Source organism: Larsenimonas salina (assembly GCF_023736155.1).
GTDB lineage: Bacteria > Pseudomonadota > Gammaproteobacteria > Pseudomonadales > Halomonadaceae > Larsenimonas > Larsenimonas salina.
In genome coordinates this window covers 1,037,558-1,052,167 of the sequence record NZ_JAMLJJ010000001.1, presented here as the reverse complement: position 1 = coordinate 1,052,167, position 14,610 = coordinate 1,037,558, and the positions used below count along the sequence as shown (strand labels likewise).

Below are 14,610 nucleotides of genomic sequence, written 5' to 3'. Positions count from 1 at the left end.
GCCGCCCTGGCCGGGGCGGCATTTTACGTTGGGCCGCCGGAGGCAATGTCGATGACCTCGAGCGCAATGCGGCCGGTGTCATCGACAAACGCCCGAAAACGAACGTCCTTGTCGCTCAGACGAACCCCGTGCACGCGCCCGGTTGAACCGTGCTGATAGGCAGGTCTCGGGTCTTGCGCCAGTACTTCAACAATCAGCGCCTTGACGGCGGCGCCATCGCTTAGTGCATTGAGCTGCGTGCGGGCCGTCTGCGAAAAGCACACCGGGCGAATCACCGGTGGGGCAGGGGCGAAACCGCTTCGAGCGCCCTCAACGCCATCGGCCCAGGGCAGGTAGGGCTTGATATCGAATACCGGCGTGCCATCGACCAGATCATGGCCGGAAAGCGTCAGAGCGACGCCGCCCTCGGTATTGATCGAGACCAGCTCGACCAGCGACAGGCCAAGGCGGTTTGGTCGATGGGTTGCCCGTGTTGCGAACACGCCGACCTTGGCGTTGCCACCAAGACGTGGCGGTCTGACCAAAGGCGTCCAGCTGGGTGGGCTCTTGTGAAAGAGAAACGTTACCCAGATATGGCTGAAGGCATCGAGCCCTCGAACGGCCAAGGGGTCGTTGTAGGGCGCGTGCAATACAAGCTGCGCTTTGGCGCTGGGGGCAAGGCCTGGCTGTCTTGGAATGCCGAACTTGTCCGGGTAACAGCTTTCGATATGGCCGATCGGCTCGAGGGTTGTTGGATGCGTTGCGTGCATGAAAATATCGTCGAAGGTGGGCCATGGCGTACCGCCGGGGGCGTGCGCGCATCAAGATGCTGGCGGCTGACCGGCGAGTTGGGTAGTCTGGCGCAACCCGTAGTCACACACAACGCATGCACTACATATATCGATAACGGAGACCGTCGATGATCGACCTTCCAGGGCTTGCGCGGGCTCAGGCGAGCCTGATCGATGCTGGCCGGGTGTTGGATCGGGCCAATATGGTGCCGGCCACCGGCGGCAACTTTTCCATGCGCCTTGATGAGCGCTTCATGGCGGTCACCGTATCCGGCCGCCACAAGGGCCAGTTGAGCGGCTCAGACATCATGGTCACGGACTTCGAGTGCGTGCCACTGGGCAGTACGTTGAAACCCTCCGATGAAGCACTCCTGCACGGGCAGCTCTACCGTCTGCGTCCTGATGTCGGTGCGGTGCTGCACACACACTGCCGGGCCGCGACGGCGCTGTCGTGTCTGGTCGAGGGCGATGAGCTGGTGCTCGAGGGGTTTGAGCTTTTAAAGGTGTTTGAGGGCATCACAACCCACGAGGCCCGGCTCACAATTCCGGTGGTCGACAACTCGCAGGACATTCCAGCGCTTGCGCGCGAGGTCGAGCCTCGCCTGACGCAAGACGATTGCCATGTCTATCTGATTCGAGGGCATGGGCTTTACACCTGGGCGCGAGATATGACTCGCTGCCTGTATCAGGTCGAAGCGCTGAGCGCGCTTTTTGATTGCGAACTTACCGTGAGGCGATGCCGATGAGCTTTTTGAAAGTGTTTAACGACGCAGATGCGACTCAGCCCGTGTTTTCAGCCACCGAAGGCGACGTCATCGCCCGAGAGCTTGGCGCCCACGGTATTCGCTTTGAGCGCTGGCCGCTGAAAGCGCTGTCTGAGTCTGCCGATCAGGCCGAAATTCTTGCAGCGTACAGCGAGGAGGTCGAGCGGCTCAGGCGCGAGGAAGGCTTTCAAAGCGCCGATGTTATCCACATGACGCCAGACCATCCGGATAAGGACGCGCTCCGTACCAAGTTTCTGGACGAGCATCGCCACGATGAAGATGAGGTGCGCTTTTTCGTGCGTGGGGAAGGAGTGTTCTACCTGCACCTTGATAACCGCGTCTATGCGATCGGCTGCGCCCAGGGCGATCTGATGTCGGTGCCGACCGGTACGCCGCACTGGTTTGATATGGGCCCGGCGCCGGCCTTTTCCTGCATTCGTCTGTTCACGCGGACGGAGGGCTGGATTGCGCACATGACCGGCAGCCCCATCGCCGAGCGCTTTCCACGATTCGAAGGTCTGGAGGCGTCATGATCAAGGCCATCGTGACCGATATCGAAGGCACCACCAGCTCGATCGCGTTCGTGCACGAGGTGCTTTTCCCCTACGCCCGTGAGCGCCTGCCGCAATGGCTCGAAGCCCGCGCCGGCCAGCCGGCGGTGGCGGAGCAGCTTGACGCCGTACGCGCGATGACCTCTGAAGAGGACGCAAGCGTCGAGCGGCTTGCAGACGTTCTCGTTCAGTGGATCGATGAGGACCGCAAGGCTACGCCGCTCAAGACCCTTCAAGGCATGATCTGGGAGGAGGGCTACCGTGCGGGCGATTTCACGAGCCACATCTATCCAGACGCCGCCGAGTGTCTCAAGCTATGGCACGATCAAGGCCTTGAACTCAGCATTTATTCCTCAGGTTCGGTGCACGCCCAGAAGCTGATGTTTTCCCACACCGAGCGTGGCGACATCACGCCCTTGATTACCCATTATTTCGACACCACGCTCGGCGCCAAGCGCGACAGTGACAGCTATCGGCGTATGCTTGATGTGTTGGGTGTGCCAGCCGAAGACGTGCTGTTCCTATCCGATGTGCCGGCTGAGCTGGATGCAGCCGAAGACGCCGGCATTCGCACCTGCCAGCTGGTACGTGACCCGGAAATGGAGACCGGTCACCACCGCTGCGTTCACAGCTTCGATGAGATTGATCTCGATGAACTGGCTTGATCGTCTGCGGTTTCGCCTTGCACGTGACGCCGACGGCGCCGATCAGGCCGAGGTGTTTTTCCACGCCATCATGGACGGCGCCTCGTCGTTCTACAGTCTCGGACAGCGTCAGGCCTGGGCGAATGTCTTGCCGCGCGAAGCCGCGACCTGGCAGCTACGGCAGCGCCGTCTAACGACCTTCGTGGCCGATCTCGACCGACGCTGCGTCGGTTTTTGTGAGCTCGACCTCAACGCGTCTCACATCGAATGTCTGTACGTCTGGCCTGCGCTTCAAGGCAATGGCATCGCATCACGCCTGATCGAGCTTGCCTGCGATCACGCCCGTAAGCAGGGCCACCACGCCCTTTATATCGAGGCAAGCCTGATGCTTGCCCCGCGTCTTTTGGCAAGCGGCTGGGAATCACTTGGCGAGAGCGCGGTCGAACGAGAAGGCGAGCGCCTGCCGCGCGTTCGATGCAAACGCCAACTCAATGACACGGTTTTATGATATCGACCATGACTCAGCCCCAATCCCACGCCAGTGACGGCACCGACCCGATGCTTTTTACCGAGAAGCGCAGCAATACGCGTATGTTGGGCGTGGCGTTTGCCTTTTCGGTCGCAGGTGGCATTACGCTTTTAGTGTATTGCTACCAGCAGAAGCAGTGGTGGCCAATGGCGCCGGTCGCGCTATTGATCTTCCTGTGGGGCATGATGATCGGGGGCAATCTCATGGGGCGGCGTCGGCTGTCGCCGATTCTTCGCCTCGATGAGCGCTCGGTCTATTTCATCGGCGGCCCGCTTTACGCGCCGCGGCTTGAAGAGATCGCGCTTTCCAGTATCAGTCGCATCGAGCGGGAGAGCTCGGTCGGTGTGCGTGTCGTGCTGAACGACAGCGCTCGGGGTACGGTCAGTAAGCCGACGCGACGTACCATTCCTTCAGGGCTATTGCCGCTTAAGGACCGCAAGCGATTCAATGCAGCACTCAAGGCGCGAATTGCGTCATCTACCTAGTGGCCGCAAGGCCGTTCGGCATGGATACGCCTGCCGAGCGGTATGGCTCACCCTTTATAGTATTGCGTGGTTTACGGGAGTAGAGCGGGAATGAGCTGGACCTTATTCAGCGCCTTTTTTGTGGCGTGTGTGTTGATCAGCGTGACGCCGGGGGCCGGGGCCATCAATACCATGGCCAATGGCATGGTCTACGGCGTCCGGCGCACGCTTCCTTCCATTCTCGGGCTGCAGATCGGTCTTGCCTTCCAGATGGTGGTGGTCGGTATCGGCCTGGGCTCCTTGCTTTCAAGCTCTGCGCTGGCGTTTACGATCATCAAGTGGCTGGGTGTGGTTTACCTGGTGTATCTCGGTATTACCAAGTGGCGAGAAACCGCACATGCCTTCAGCGCCGAAAATCAGGATGCAACACTTTCTGGATGGACGCGGCTTTGGAAGGGCGCGCTGGTCAATGCGACCAACCCCAAGGCCACGGTGTTTCTAATGGCGCTGTTGCCTCAGTTTCTGGTGGCCGAGGCACCTCATGCGCCGCAGTTCGCCATCATGGGGGCGACCATGGTGGCGGTCGACATCGCGGTCATGTTCGGTTATGCCACGCTTTCGACCGCCATTGCTCGATTTTTGAAAACGCCAGCGCAGCAGCGGGCCATCAATAAAGCCTTCGGCGGGCTGTTCATCGGCGCCGCCGGTTTGTTGGCGGCGTATAGGCACTGATGCTGACTACCGCGTTTCCACCTCATGCACACGCATCGAAAGATCGATGGCGGTAACGTGCTTGGTGAGCGCGCCAATCGAGATGCGGTCGATGCCGGTTTTGGCGATATCGACTAGGGTGTCTTCATCGACGTTGCCGGAGGCCTCGAGCTGCGCGCGGCCGGCGGTCAGCTCTACGGCCTGTCGCATGTCATCAAGCGAGAAATTGTCCAGCATGATGATGTCGGCCCCGGCTTCGAGTGCCTGATTGAGCTCCTCGAAGGTTTCGACTTCAACCTCGACCGGAAGCTCGCGCGCGATGTCGCGCGCCTCCTTGACGGCGCGTTCGATGCCGCCGCATGCGGTAATGTGGTTTTCCTTGATCAGGAAGGCGTCATAAAGCCCTAGCCGGTGGTTATTGCCGCCGCCGCAGTTGACCGCATACTTCTGAGCCAGGCGAAGGCCCGGCAGCGTTTTACGCGTATCGAGCACCGAGACCGGATAGTCTGCGACCAGATCCACGTAATGACGGGTGGTTGTTGCCGTGCCGGAAAGCGTCTGCAGCAGGTTGAGCGCGGCGCGCTCGCCGGTCATCAATGAGCGAGCCGGCCCTTCAAGCGTCAGAAAGGGCGTATCCGGTATCAGTGCGTTGCCGTCTTCGTGGCTCCAGGTGAGTTTCACCGTCGGGTCGATGCGGCGGTAAAGCTCCTCGACCCAGGCAACGCCACAGAGGATAGCGGGCTGCCGGCTGATGACTTCGGCACGCGCCCACTGTTTCGATGCGATCAACTGAGCGGTGATGTCGCCGCCGCCAATGTCCTCGTTGATCATTCGGCTGGCGGTGGTTCGAATGTCTTCAGCGAGGGCTTCTTGAAACGTCATTGAGAACTCTCTCCTGGGCGTGGACCTGATGAGGCCTTATCGCGGGGCTTTGAGTGGCCGGCGCCTGTGCGTCGACGCCGGGCGATAAAGTATAGGATAGAGTGACTTGAACAATCGACCAATAAGGAAGCGACGTCCGGTATGCATGTCAACGATCTGCACTGGCTGAGCGAGGCTGAACACGCGCCCTCGGCGCACTGCGACACTCGGCCTCAGGGTGAAATTTCAGGGCTTGTGCTGCACTCGATCAGTCTGCCGCCCGGTGAGTTCGGGGGGAAGGCGATCACGGATCTATTTCTTGGCCGACTCGACCCTGAGGCGCATCCCTATTTCAAGAAGATCAAGGGGCTTCGTGTGTCGGCCCACTGTCTGATTCGACGCAGTGGGCAGGTGATCCAATACGTTGGATTCGATCAACGGGCCTGGCATGCCGGAAAATCCTGCTGGCAGGGCCGGTCGCGGTTGAATGATTTCACCGTTGGCGTGGAGCTTGAAGGCGATCATCGGCCGTTTACACGTGCGCAATACGCATGCCTTGTTGAGCTCACGCGTGCGCTCATGGGCAAATACTCAGCGCTCACGCCTGAGCGTATTACCGGGCATCAGCACGTGGCACCGCTCAGAAAGGTCGATCCAGGCCCCTCGTTTGATTGGCAATACTTCTTTCAGAGGCTGCGAGGCTAAAGCTCGAGTCCGAGCGGTCTACTGGTAATTCGGCGTAAGAAAACTACATTTGTGGGGTCTTTGAAACGTGACCCTCACCAAAACGGCGACACACGGTGGCTATGACAGGCTGCGTTTTTTCAAGCGACCAATGCATCCGACCCGCGCCGTGGCACGGTATATGCCACAGGCTTTCGGGGGGATGCGCCTTTTGCCTATCAATTGGCAGCCGCTTGTGTTTGCGGTATCTTCGTCCCCCGTCAAGGCTGGTATCACAGCCACCCGTTGCAGAATTACGACATGCGGCGAGCAGCGCGACTCTACAAAAACCTGCGCCCGTTTTAACTGACAAAGAGCACTGTGACGCACTTCCTGATCGGAAGGCGACTGATATTATTTCTTCATCGGAGAGACGTCTATGAGTCTGGAGGCACGAGAAGACCTCGATCCTACCGAAACGACGGAATGGTTAGAGTCCTTAGAATCGGTACTGGATCGCGAGGGCGAAGATCGAGCCCAATATTTGCTGAGCCGCCTGGCGGATCGGCTTCGCCGTGATGGGATGCAGCCCCCCTTCTCTGTGAACACGCCTCATCGCAACACCATCCCGGTGCATCGCGAGGCGCGTATGCCGGGTGATCTGTTCATGGAGCGTCGCATTCGTTCCCTGATTCGCTGGAACATGGCAGCGCAGGTCATCCGTACCAACAAGAAGCACAAGGGGCTGGGCGGTCACCTGGCCAGCTTCATGTCCAGCGCAACGCTTTACGACGTGGGCTTCAACCATTTCTTCCGTGCGCCGGAAGGTGATTTCAAGGGTGATCTGGTCTACATCCAGGGCCACAGTGCGCCGGGCATCTACGCGCGCTCCTACCTGGAAGGACGTCTCTCCGAAGAACAGATGGACAAGTTCCGCCAGGAAGTCGACGGCGATGGCCTGTCGTCTTACCCGCACCCCTGGCTGATGCCGGACTACTGGCAGTTCCCGACCGTCTCGATGGGTCTGGGCCCGATCATGGCGATCTACCAGGCCCACGTCATGAAGTATCTCGACGCACGTGGTCTGCAGCCGATGCAGGACCGCAAGGTCTGGGCATTTCTCGGTGACGGCGAGTGCGATGAGCCCGAGTCACTTGGTGCGATTTCACTGGCCGGGCGTGAGAAGCTCGACAACCTCGTGTTCGTCATCAACTGCAACCTCCAGCGTCTGGACGGCCCGGTGCGCGGTAATGCGCGTATCATCGATGAACTCGAAGGTATCTTCCGCGGTGCTGGCTGGAACGTCATCAAGGTGGTCTGGGGTCGTTTCTGGGATCCGCTGTTCGAGAAGGACACCAAGGGCATCCTGCAAAAACGCATGGATGAGGTGGTCGACGGCGAGTACCAGAATTACAAGGCCCAGGGCGGCGCCTACACCCGTGAGCATTTCTTTGGCAAATACGATGAAACCAAGGACATGGTCAAGGACCTCACCGATGAGGACATCTGGCGCCTGAACCGTGGCGGCCATGACCCCTATAAGGTCTATGCGGCCTATCACGAGGCGTTCCACAACAACAATGGCAAGCCGACCGTTATTCTTGCGCACACCGTCAAGGGTTACGGTATGGGCGGCGATAGCGGTGAGGCGGACAACGAAGCGCACCAGATCAAGTCGATGGAAGTGGGCGCGATCAAGACCTTCCGCGACCGCTTCGGTATCCCGGTTTCCGATGAGGAAATCGATAAGGAAATGCCGTACTACAAGCCCGAAAAAGACAGCCCCGAGATGAAGTACATGCATCTCATGCGGGAACGTCTGGGTGGGTACCTGCCGGCGCGTAAGCATGACTTCGAGTCAATCGAGTTCCCGGGACTCGACGACAAGATGTTCTCAAGCCAGCTCAAGGGCTCGGGAGACCGCGAAGTATCCACGACCATGAGCTTCGTGCGCGTGCTCAATGGCCTGGTCAAGAATAAGCAGTTCGGCAAGCAGGTCGTTCCGATCGTGCCTGACGAAGCGCGTACGTTCGGTATGGAAGGCATGTTCCGTCAGCTCGGCATCTACACGGCCGAAGGCCAGAAGTACGAGCCGATGGATGCCGGCCAGATCATGTTCTACCGCGAAGACAAGGCCGGTCAGATTCTTGAGGAAGGCATCAACGAAGCCGGCGCCATGTCCAGCTGGATTGCGGCCGCCACCTCGTACGCCAACCACCACGTGCCGCTGCTGCCGTTTTACGTCTATTACTCGATGTTCGGCTTCCAGCGTGTCGGTGACCTGGTCTGGGCTGCTGGCGACATGCAGGCGCGAGGCTTCTTGCTCGGCGGTACTGCAGGGCGCACCACGCTCAACGGCGAAGGGCTTCAGCACCAGGACGGCCACAGCCACATTCTGGCCTCCACTGTTCCGAACTGCCGAAGCTATGACCCGACGTACGGGCACGAAGTCGCCGTGATTATGCACGACGGCTTGAAGCGTATGTATCAGGACAAGGAAAACTGCTTCTACTACCTGACGTTGATGAACGAAAACTACCACCATCCGGAAATGCCGGAAGGGGCAGAAGAAGGCATCATCAAGGGTATGTATTTGCTGCGTGAAGGCGAGAAGGGCAAGAACGGCCACGTTCAGCTGATGGGCTCCGGCACGATCCTGATCGAAGTCGAGCGCGCCGCTGAACTTCTGGCTGACGACTTTGGCGTCAGTGCCGACATCTGGAGCGTGACCAGCTTCAATGAGCTTCGTCGCGAAGCGCTCGAGATCGACCGTAACGCCTTCATCAATCCCGATGCCGAACCCGGCAAGCCCTGGGTGACCCAGTGTCTCGAAGGCCGAGACGGGCCGGCGATCGCTTCGACCGATTACATGAAGCTGTTCTCCGATCAGGTGCGTGCGTGGGTTCCGACCGACTACTACGTGCTCGGTACCGATGGTTACGGCCGTTCCGACACGCGCGAAAAGCTGCGCTACTTCTTCGAGGTAGATCGCTATTTCGTGACGGTCATGGCGCTGAAGGCGCTGGCGGATCGCGGCGAGATCGATCGCAAGGTCGTCAAGCAGGCGATGGAGAAGTACGGCATCGATCCGAACAAGGCCTATCCTGTCACCAGTTGATGAGGAACTGGGGCGGCCTTGCCGCCCCCGTGGCGTAAGCGGTCAGTATTGAAGGAGCGCATCTCTTGAGCGAAATAATTAAAGTGCCCGACATCGGGGACAGCGAAGGCGTTGAAATCATCGAGGTGTTGGTCTCGGAAGGCGATGAGGTGTCCGCCGAGGACTCGCTGATCACGCTCGAGTCCGATAAGGCTTCGATGGATATTCCCTCGCCGAAGGCCGGCAAGGTGGTCAAGGTGCTGGTCAGCGAAGGCGACAAGGTCAGCGAAGGCGATCAGATCCTCGAGCTTGAGACCGAAGACGACGGTGACAGCGATGATCAGGACGACGCCGAAGAGTCATCCAGTGAGTCCGAGTCTGAATCCGAGGCCGAAGAAAACACCGATACGTCCAAGAAGGACACGTCCGAAGACGCGCCCAAGAAAGGCGGCGCCAAGGGCGGTTCTCAGGTCGTTGACATCAAGGTGCCGGACATTGGTGGCAGCGAAGGCGTCGAGGTCATCGAAGTGGCCGTTTCCGAAGGCGACCAGGTGGCCAAGGAAGACGCGCTGATCACGCTTGAGTCCGACAAGGCCTCGATGGACATTCCAAGCCCGCACGAGGGCAAGATTGTCAGCCTTTCCGTCAAGGAAGGCGACACCGTGTCTGAAGGCGACGTGATCGGTCAGATGGAAATCGCCGGCGAAGGCGGTGATGACGAAGACGCCTCGGACGACGATGACGCGGCTTCTGACGTTGACAACGACAGCAATGCGTCTGATGACAGCGCTGACGATCAAGGCGATGACGACGATGGCGCCGAAGAAGAGGGCGGCCGTCAGGAAATTCGTGTGCCGGATATCGGTGGCAGCGAAGGTGTCGAAATCATCGAGGTTTCGGTGTCCGAAGGCGATGAGGTCGAGAAGGAAGACGGCCTGATCACGCTTGAATCCGACAAGGCATCGATGGATATCCCAAGCCCCTACAAGGGCAAGATCGTCGAGCTTTCCGTCAAGGAAGGCGATACGGTCTCCGAGGGCGACCTGATCGGCTACATTGAAACCGCCGGCGGCGGTGGCAAGAAGAAAAAGCCCGCATCGGATAAAGGCGCATCGACGTCCGAGAGCAAGAGCGACAAGGCGGCATCGTCCAAGGGCGCCGGTGGCAAGAAGAGCGACGCCAAGAAGCAAGAGGGCGCCGCCAAGCAGGAGCAGGTCTCGTCTTCAGCGTCCCCCGAGGCGCAGATGGCCGGTGACCAAGCGGGCCAGAAGGCGCCAAGCGCGCATGCAGGTCCGGCCGTTCGCATGCTGGCGCGTGAGCTGGGTGTCGATCTGTCCGAGGTTACCGGCAGCGGTCCGAAGGGCCGGGTGCTGAAAGAAGACGTTCACGCCTTCGTCAAGCAGGCCATGACCGAGCGCGGCAAGGCCGGCAAGCAGGCGGCACCGTCTGCAGCGCCGTCCGGTGGCTCGGGTATTCCGCAGGTGCCGGACATCGACTTCAGCCAGTTCGGTGAGGTCGAAGAGCAGAAGTTGGGCCGTCTGATGAAGGCGGGTGCGACCAACCTGCATCGCAGCTGGTTGAACGTGCCGCACGTGACGCAGTTCGACGAAGCCGACATCACCGAGCTCGAGGCGTTCCGCAAGTCGATGAAGGCCGAGGCGGAGCAGCAGGGCGCCAAGCTGACGCCGCTGCCGTTCATGATCAAGGCGGCTGCTCATGCGCTGAAGGCGTACCCGCAGTTCAACGTATCACTCAAGTCCGACGGCGAAACCGTAGTCTGGAAGAAATACGTGAACATCGGCATCGCCGTGGACACGCCCAATGGGCTGCTGGTGCCTGTGATCCGCAATGCCGATCAGAAGTCGGTCATCGAGCTTGCTAAAGAGTCGGTCGACCTTGCCAAGCGTGCCCAGCAGGGCAAGCTCAAGGGCGATGAGATGAAAGGCGGCTGCTTTACCATCTCAAGTCTTGGCTCCATTGGCGGTACGGCGTTCACGCCCATCGTCAATACGCCGGAAGTGGCGATCCTTGGGGTGTCGAAATCCCAGATGAAGCCGGTGTGGGATGGCAGTGCGTTCCAGCCGCGTCTGATGATGCCGCTGTCATTGTCCTACGATCACCGTGCGGTCAACGGTGCCGACGCTGCGCGCTTCACGGCCTATCTGGCAAGTGTCCTGACCGACATTCGACGGTTGGTGCTCTGAGCTGCGACACTCGGTCACAGTCGTGCCAAGTGAAACGAGAAGCGGCCTTCGGGCCGCTTCTTTACGTCTGCAACTAATGAATACCGGATAAGCCAGGCGCGGGACTTGTGGTCGCAGGGCCTGCCCGCTATGGTGCGTGTTTGCTTTGGCGATTGCCTGCGCTCACGCAGGCAACACACCTATTATTGAAGGGCACCGGCCCGACGCGCTGCGTTAAACACTTGAGGAGCGGTATCGATGCGTTTGATCCTGTTGGGCCCACCGGGGGCGGGTAAGGGAACGCAGGCACAGTTCATTTGCGAACATTTTGCCATTCCCCAGATTTCTACCGGGGATATGTTGCGGGCGGCCATTCGCGAAGGATCCGAGCTTGGTCAGAAGGTCAAGGCCACCATGGATGCCGGTCAGCTGGTTTCCGATGATCTGATCATTGAACTCGTCAAGGACCGCATCAGCAAGCCCGATTGCGCCAATGGCTTCTTGTTCGATGGCTTTCCGCGTACGATCGTTCAGGCCGACGCTCTTAAGGAAAGCGGTGTCACGCTTGATCATGTACTCGAGATTGCAGTCAATGACGAAGAGATCGTGACACGCCTGTCCGGTCGTCGTGTGCATCCGGATTCCGGTCGGGTCTATCACATCGAGTACAATCCTTCGAAAGTGGCCGACACCGATGATGTTACTGGTGAGCCCCTGATCCAGCGTGACGACGATCACGAAGATACCGTTCGGTCTCGCCTGTCGGTCTATCACGAACAGACCGAGCCGCTGGTGGCGTACTATCAGAAACTGGTTCAGGAAGAGCCTGAAAAGGCGCCTGCGTACCACCGCGTGGAAGGCATCGGCAGCGTCGATGCCATCAAGGCCAAGGTGCTTGAAGCGCTCTCCTGAGCGACGCGGTCATCATGTCCCTTAAAAAAGCCGGCAATGCCGGCTTTTTTGATGCGCGGCCTCTGATACTGTGCCTGATCTGCCTTCCTCCTGACTTCGTCATCTGTTTTGGCAATAGTCCTTTTGGTGTAGGGTCCGGCTCTTTATAATGTCGATCGTTCATTTGCCATTTGATTGAAATCATTTATGTCTACATTGCTTGCGCTCGATGCGTCTTCTTCCGCCTGCTCGGTCGCGCTCTGGCATCGTGGCACCATTCTCGGCGAGCACGTCATTGCGCCTCGCGAGCACACGCAGCGTCTGATGCCGATGGTGGATCGCCTGATGAGCGAGGCGGGGCTGTCGCTGTCCCAACTCGATGCCCTGGCGTACGGACGAGGGCCTGGGTCGTTTACGGGCATTCGCATCGCGGCCGGCACCGTACAGGGGCTTGCCTATGGGCTTGACCGCCCGATCGTTCCGGTATCGACCCTTGAAACTCTGGCCCTTGGGGCGGCAAGGCAGCACGGTGTTACCCACGTCGTTCCGGCGTTCGATGCGCGAATGAATGAACTTTATGTGGCTGCGTTTGAAGTAAACGTTAAGACGTATCAGCTACGCTGCTGCCTTGAAGAGCGCGTTTGTGCCCCGCAGGCACTTGAGGCTGCCATGTTCGAGGGGGCGCGATGGTTCGGCGCAGGCAGTGGTTGGACGCTCCGTGATCGCCTTTCACTCGAGGTGGCACAGTGCGTGATCGATGATAACAACACCCTTGAGCCTGATGCCCGCGATATGGTCTGTCTGGCGCAAAAGGGGCTGGATGCAGGGAACGCAGTTGCGCCTCATGAGGCCACACCCATCTATCTGCGCGACCAGGTTGCATCGCGCCGTCACTGATTCACGTTAAGGAAGTCCAATGGAGTGGATGCACGTTGTTGCATTGGCCTTGATCCAAGGTCTGTCTGAGTTTCTACCGATTTCATCATCGGCCCACCTTATCCTGCCATCGCAACTGTTTGGCTGGCCCGACCAGGGGCTTGCCTTTGACGTCGCCGTGCACGTCGGTACGCTGCTGGCGGTCATCATGGCGTTTTGGACCGAGATCAAGCAGATTCTTGCTGGCTGGTTCGCCCATGTCTTCAAGCGCACGCCTTCCGAAGAAGCCCGAATGGGGTGGTGCGTGCTGCTTGGAACGCTGCCGGCGCTGTTTTTTGGCTACATGTTTGAAAGCGTGATCGAAAGCTATGCGCGTTCGGCGCTGGTCATCGCGGCCACGACCATTATTTTCGGTCTGTTGCTTTGGTGGGCCGACAAGCGGGGCCGCCGAGAGCGCGACATGCCCACCCTGACCTTTCGCGATGCATTTTTGATCGGTGTCGCGCAGGCGCTGGCTCTGATTCCCGGCACGTCGCGGTCAGGGATTACCATCACGGCCGCACTGATGATGGGCTTTACTCGACAGGCCGCTGCCAAGTTTTCGTTTCTGCTGTCAATTCCTCTGATCCTTGCCGCCGGCACTCTCAAGGGCATTGAACTTGCTCAGACCGGCACCGACGCGTATCTGTTCGATATCCTGGGAGGCGTCGTGATCTCCTTCGTGTCGGCGTTGGTGTGCATCAAGCTGTTCCTGGCGGCACTGGATCGGATCGGCATGCTGCCGTTTGTGATCTACCGGCTGGTGCTGGGCGCGGTGCTGCTGGTGGCGTTTCTGTAATGACCGCAGTGATCGACGATGGGAGCGAGGCCGTGCAAGGCCTCGCCTCGCGCTATGGGCTTGCGCTGATTGACCCGGCGGGCGCAGTGGATGAAGGCGTCGCCCTGTTTATAAGTGATCAGGGCGTTGAGCTCGGCGGGGACCCTGCTGAATTCGGCCATCCGCTCCGGGTCGATTTTACCGAAGGCAAGAACGCTCACCGTCGTCGTTTCGGCGGCGGGCGAGGGCAGCTGATCGCCAAGGCCTGCGGGCTTTCAAAAGGCGCGACGCCGGACATCGTCGATGCGACCGCAGGCCTTGGCCGTGATGCATTTGTTCTGGCAGCGCTTGGGTGTCGGGTGCTCATGATCGAGCGGGTGGCCGCCATCGCGGCGCTGCTTGAAAACGGGGTCGAGCGCGCCCGCACTCATGAAGACACGGCCGAGGTCGCGGCCCGAATGATGTTTCGTTACGGTGACAGTGCCACGGCACTCAAATCGCTTGTCAGTGACGCTGCGTTTGCCCCCGAGGTCGTTCACCTCGACCCCATGTTTCCACATCGGGACAAGTCCGCGCTGGTCAAAAAGGACATGCGCCTTTTTCGAGCGCTTGCCGGAGACGACCCCGACGCCTCGACCCTGCTTACCGCAGCGCTGGATACGGCGCTCTATCGCGTGGTGGTCAAACGTCCCCGCAAGGCACCAACGCTTGATGGCCCCAGGCCGTCGCATCAGGTTATCGGCAAGACCAGCCGCTATGACGTGTACGTGCACAAGAAACTGCCCTGAT

The 14,610-nt window shown here is 59.5% G+C and carries 15 protein-coding genes; 13 read left to right on the top strand and 2 right to left on the bottom strand.

Annotated features, from left to right (window positions below; all coding sequences use genetic code 11):
* Positions 1–23: 23 nt before the first annotated feature.
* Positions 24–749 carry a tRNA (N6-threonylcarbamoyladenosine(37)-N6)-methyltransferase TrmO gene (gene tsaA, locus NAT23_RS05010; protein ID WP_251926116.1) on the bottom strand — a complete coding sequence of 242 codons (726 nt, stop codon included), beginning with the start codon at positions 747–749 and terminating at the stop codon, positions 24–26.
* A gap of 149 nt (positions 750–898) precedes the next feature.
* Between tsaA and NAT23_RS05005 the strand changes: the two genes are divergently transcribed.
* The 6 genes from NAT23_RS05005 to rhtB all read left to right on the top strand — a co-directional run bounded on the left by NAT23_RS05005 (position 899) and on the right by rhtB (position 4,454).
* Positions 899–1,516 carry a methylthioribulose 1-phosphate dehydratase gene (locus tag NAT23_RS05005; RefSeq protein WP_251926114.1) on the top strand — a complete coding sequence of 206 codons (618 nt, stop codon included), beginning with the start codon at positions 899–901 and terminating at the stop codon, positions 1,514–1,516.
* Complete coding sequence (locus NAT23_RS05000; RefSeq protein ID WP_251926112.1) at positions 1,513–2,067, top strand: 1,2-dihydroxy-3-keto-5-methylthiopentene dioxygenase; 555 nt, start codon at positions 1,513–1,515, stop codon at positions 2,065–2,067. The genes NAT23_RS05005 and NAT23_RS05000 overlap by 4 nt, the downstream gene beginning before the upstream one ends.
* Positions 2,064–2,750, top strand: a complete 687-nt coding sequence (gene mtnC / locus NAT23_RS04995; protein WP_251926110.1) for an acireductone synthase — start codon at positions 2,064–2,066, stop codon at positions 2,748–2,750. Before NAT23_RS05000 ends, mtnC begins: the two co-directional genes overlap by 4 nt.
* On the top strand, positions 2,737–3,237 hold the full coding sequence (locus NAT23_RS04990) for a GNAT family N-acetyltransferase (RefSeq protein WP_251926109.1): 501 nt from the start codon (positions 2,737–2,739) through the stop codon (positions 3,235–3,237). The genes mtnC and NAT23_RS04990 overlap by 14 nt, the downstream gene beginning before the upstream one ends.
* An 8-nt stretch (positions 3,238–3,245) precedes the next feature.
* Positions 3,246–3,743 carry a hypothetical protein gene (locus tag NAT23_RS04985; protein WP_251926108.1) on the top strand — a complete coding sequence of 166 codons (498 nt, stop codon included), beginning with the start codon at positions 3,246–3,248 and terminating at the stop codon, positions 3,741–3,743.
* Between the two features lie 90 nt (positions 3,744–3,833).
* Entirely contained in the window at positions 3,834–4,454 is a 621-nt protein-coding gene (gene rhtB / locus NAT23_RS04980; RefSeq protein ID WP_251926107.1) for a homoserine/homoserine lactone efflux protein, read from the top strand.
* Positions 4,455–4,460: 6 nt separating this feature from the next.
* Here the strand turns inward: rhtB and nadC are convergent, their stop codons facing one another.
* Positions 4,461–5,315, bottom strand: coding sequence for a carboxylating nicotinate-nucleotide diphosphorylase (gene nadC, locus NAT23_RS04975; protein WP_251926105.1), 855 nt, complete (start codon positions 5,313–5,315; stop codon positions 4,461–4,463).
* Between the two features lie 141 nt (positions 5,316–5,456).
* On the opposite strand from nadC, the gene ampD reads away from it, so the two are divergent.
* The 7 genes from ampD to NAT23_RS04940 all read left to right on the top strand — a co-directional run bounded on the left by ampD (position 5,457) and on the right by NAT23_RS04940 (position 14,609).
* The gene (gene ampD, locus NAT23_RS04970) at positions 5,457–5,999 is read left to right on the top strand and encodes a 1,6-anhydro-N-acetylmuramyl-L-alanine amidase AmpD (protein WP_251926103.1); all 543 of its coding nucleotides are present in this window, start codon (positions 5,457–5,459) and stop codon (positions 5,997–5,999) included.
* Positions 6,000–6,396: 397 nt separating this feature from the next.
* On the top strand, positions 6,397–9,075 hold the full coding sequence (gene aceE / locus NAT23_RS04965) for a pyruvate dehydrogenase (acetyl-transferring), homodimeric type (RefSeq protein WP_251926102.1): 2,679 nt from the start codon (positions 6,397–6,399) through the stop codon (positions 9,073–9,075).
* Between the two features lie 65 nt (positions 9,076–9,140).
* Positions 9,141–11,258 carry a pyruvate dehydrogenase complex dihydrolipoyllysine-residue acetyltransferase gene (gene aceF / locus NAT23_RS04960; protein WP_251926100.1) on the top strand — a complete coding sequence of 706 codons (2,118 nt, stop codon included), beginning with the start codon at positions 9,141–9,143 and terminating at the stop codon, positions 11,256–11,258.
* Positions 11,259–11,495: 237 nt separating this feature from the next.
* Positions 11,496–12,149 (top strand): adenylate kinase, encoded by a 654-nt coding sequence (gene adk / locus NAT23_RS04955; protein ID WP_251926098.1) that lies wholly within the window; start codon positions 11,496–11,498, stop codon positions 12,147–12,149.
* A 186-nt stretch (positions 12,150–12,335) separates the two neighbouring features.
* Positions 12,336–13,025, top strand: a complete 690-nt coding sequence (gene tsaB, locus NAT23_RS04950) for a tRNA (adenosine(37)-N6)-threonylcarbamoyltransferase complex dimerization subunit type 1 TsaB (RefSeq protein WP_251926097.1) — start codon at positions 12,336–12,338, stop codon at positions 13,023–13,025.
* Positions 13,026–13,044: 19 nt separating this feature from the next.
* Positions 13,045–13,842 (top strand): undecaprenyl-diphosphate phosphatase, encoded by a 798-nt coding sequence (locus tag NAT23_RS04945; RefSeq protein ID WP_251591250.1) that lies wholly within the window; start codon positions 13,045–13,047, stop codon positions 13,840–13,842.
* Positions 13,842–14,609, top strand: a complete 768-nt coding sequence (locus NAT23_RS04940; RefSeq protein WP_251926095.1) for a class I SAM-dependent methyltransferase — start codon at positions 13,842–13,844, stop codon at positions 14,607–14,609. Before NAT23_RS04945 ends, NAT23_RS04940 begins: the two co-directional genes overlap by 1 nt.
* Position 14,610: the final 1 nt, after the last annotated feature.